The following is a 1,876-nucleotide window of genomic DNA, read 5'->3' on the forward strand; positions in this document are numbered from 1 at the left end:
CGATGAAGGCTTAAAGCTGGTGGTTAAAACCAAAGACCGCAAATTATTGTTAAAAACTGTACGGAATTATTTGGAGGAAGGCTTCGGTGTTAAAAAGAAGAGGATCCGTATTGATGACCGACTTAAGCATATGTTCCAGGACTTTTCGGAATCCGGACTGAAGGGTTGACTCGGGGCTCGGCCCGCAGAATTGCTTTTACATCGAAAGGTAAGGCGCCGAGGACTCACAAACCAGAGCCGACAAGCAGACGTCGGCTCCCCAGAAGGTCGAAAGGCCTTTTAATTACAGATCAAAACGGACTTCGTCTAACAGTTTCTGAGCGGTCGCGTAGTTCTCTGCCAGCTTGTAAACAGGCAGGTCGTCGGATTTGAACTCACCCCAGGAGGCAACCACTTCGGAAACAGGTACGTCAGGGTTTACAGGGTATTCCATGTTGACTTCAGCGAAGGTAGCCTGAGCTTTATCGCTGGCGAGGAATTCCATTAATTTAACGGCATTGTCCTTGTTGGGCGCGTATTTGGTCAGAACCATGCCACTTACGTTGACGTGAGAGCCATTGCCTTTCTGATCAGGAAAGTTAATGTAAACTGACTCAGCCCATTGACGCTGTTCTTCATTGGTCATCATCTTGCCGAAGTAGTAGCTATTACCGATAGACAGGTCACAAACACCTTCCTTAATAGCCTTTACCTGGGCACGGTCGTTACCCTGAGGACGACGGGCCAGGTTTTCCTTGAAACCTTGCAGCCATTCTTTGGTCGCTTCCTCACCATTGTGAGCGACATAAGCAGCAACGAGACCTACGTTATAGGCGTTTTTACCGCTGCGTGTGCAGATCTTGCCTTTGTATTTTGGATCGGCCAGATCGTCATAAGAGATGCCTTCCGGCTTGTCGGAACGCTTGGTGCTGTAAATATTTCTGACACGCTTGGTCAGGGCAAACCACTCACCCTCAGGGTCTCTGTATTGTGCAGGAATGTCGTTATTGATTGATTGGCTGTCAACGGGCTGGCTGAGATCTTTTTCTACCAGATTCATCAGTCGGCTGATGTCTGTCGTCAATACCAGATCAGCAGGACTCAGTTGGCCTTCGCGTTCAAGACGCTCACTCAGACCTTTTTTAGCAAACACCATATTGACTTCAATACCAGTATCCTTGCTGAACTCTGCGAACAGAGGTTCAACCAGAAAAGGCTGACGATAAGAGTACACGTTAACCACTTCTGCGGCCTGGGAGAGGGCAGATGCAGCCATAAGACCTGATGCTAAAAGCACTGAAGAGAGTTTATTTTTCAACATGGGCGACAACCGTCTCTTTTATAATATCAATCTAAATAGGAAACATTATCATTCGCGTATTTTACAGAAATTACTCTTTATCGCCAGTTATTTAAGTACATAAGTACTAACTTTTTCGTTCTATTCACCCGCCTTTTCACATTTACCAAAGCCTCACACTGAACAGCCCGCCAAAAAGCGGGCTGTGTTGCTGTGACAGAGCTTCTGCATCGTCACTCACTGGCCACCCTAAATAAGAAGTCACAAACGATCTGAGTCCTTCGAACACTTGCCGCACTTGAGTCGTTGTCAGAAAAAATTGAGCGGCACCGGGCCGTACTGTCTCTCCCAGGGCTACATAACCTCCTCTGAGAACAGGCCTTCGTATACAAGCTAATCTACCCTGTACTCCTTTCAAGGAAGCTTCTCATTTCGTCCCGCATAGTAGAGCTTTCAAGTGCAAGGTGGTCACCGGTCGGAATTAACAGCAGTTGTGCAAAGTAGGCCAAACAAAAATGTATTAATCATTCTTCAAATTCGATCATGTCAAAGACTTGCATAAAACTGTCTCTTTTCATTTTAAAGATACCGTCATCT

The 1,876-nt window shown here is 46.4% G+C and carries 1 protein-coding gene; it reads right to left on the minus strand.

Annotated elements, in window-relative coordinates; genetic code table 11:
* Positions 1-283: 283 nt before the first annotated feature.
* The gene (locus tag KDK18_RS02470; protein WP_257252950.1) at positions 284-1,300 is read right to left on the minus strand and encodes a Fe(3+) ABC transporter substrate-binding protein; all 1,017 of its coding nucleotides are present in this window, start codon (positions 1,298-1,300) and stop codon (positions 284-286) included.
* Between the last annotated feature and the right edge of the window lie 576 nt (positions 1,301-1,876).

The organism is Endozoicomonas sp. SESOKO3 (genome assembly GCF_024606255.1).

Coding starts and splice junctions, on each gene's coding strand:
- KDK18_RS02470 (WP_257252950.1), bottom strand. CDS start 1,300: ATGTTGAAAAATAAACTCTCTTCAGTGCTTTTAGCATCAGGTCTTATG.